Raw genomic sequence first — 1,046 nt, forward strand, 5'->3', positions numbered from 1 at the left:
AGGCGCTCTTCCATCGCGATCGGCACGATCAGCTCGACGTCAACGGTGACGTTGTCGCCAGGCATCACCATCTCCGTGCCTTCCGGCAGCGTCACGATGCCCGTCACGTCCGTCGTGCGGAAGTAGAACTGCGGACGGTAGTTCGTGAAGAACGGCGTGTGACGGCCACCCTCTTCCTTCGTCAGGATGTAGGCTTCGGCCTTGAACTTCTTGTGCGGCTTGACCGAACCCGGCTTGCACAGAACCTGACCACGCTCGACGCCTTCACGGTCCACACCGCGAAGCAGCGCGCCGATGTTGTCGCCGGCCTGGCCCTGGTCGAGCAGCTTGCGGAACATTTCAACGCCCGTGCAGGTCGTCTTCTTGGTGTCGCGGATACCGACGATCTCGATTTCCTCGCCAACCTTGACGACACCACGCTCGACGCGGCCGGTCACGACCGTGCCACGGCCCGAGATCGAGAACACGTCTTCGATCGGCATCAGGAACGGCTGGTCGATCGGACGCTCAGGCGTCGGGATGTACTTGTCGACTTCAGCCAGCAGTGCACGAACGGCGTTCTCGCCGATTTCCTTGTTGCTGTCTTCGAGAGCGGCAAGCGCGGAGCCCTTGACGATCGGAATGTCGTCGCCCGGATAGTCGTACGAGGAGAGCAGCTCGCGAACTTCGAGCTCGACGAGCTCGAGAAGCTCGGCGTCGTCGACCTGGTCGACCTTGTTCAGGAACACGACGATTGCCGGAACGCCGACCTGGCGGGCGAGCAGGATGTGCTCGCGCGTCTGCGGCATCGGGCCGTCAGCAGCCGAAACGACGAGGATCGCGCCGTCCATCTGGGCAGCACCGGTGATCATGTTCTTCACGTAGTCGGCGTGGCCGGGGCAGTCGACGTGGGCGTAGTGACGGGCTTCCGTCTCATACTCAACGTGTGCCGTCGAGATCGTGATCCCGCGAGCCTTCTCTTCCGGCGCGCCGTCGATCTGGTCGTATGCGCGGTACTCGCCGAAGAACTTCGTGATCGCAGCCGTCAAAGACGTCTTGCCGTGGTC

At 62.8% G+C, this 1,046-nt stretch carries 1 protein-coding gene; it reads right to left on the reverse strand.

Going from position 1 to position 1,046, the window contains the following annotated elements; all coding sequences use genetic code 11:
- Window positions 1-1,046: elongation factor Tu (gene tuf / locus QQL76_RS18980; RefSeq protein ID WP_499208991.1), on the reverse strand; the 1,046-nt coding region annotated here is incomplete at both ends.

Origin of the sequence: Rhizobium albus (genome assembly GCA_030160035.1) — a bacterium.
GTDB classification, from domain to species: domain Bacteria; phylum Pseudomonadota; class Alphaproteobacteria; order Rhizobiales; family Rhizobiaceae; genus Georhizobium; species Georhizobium albus.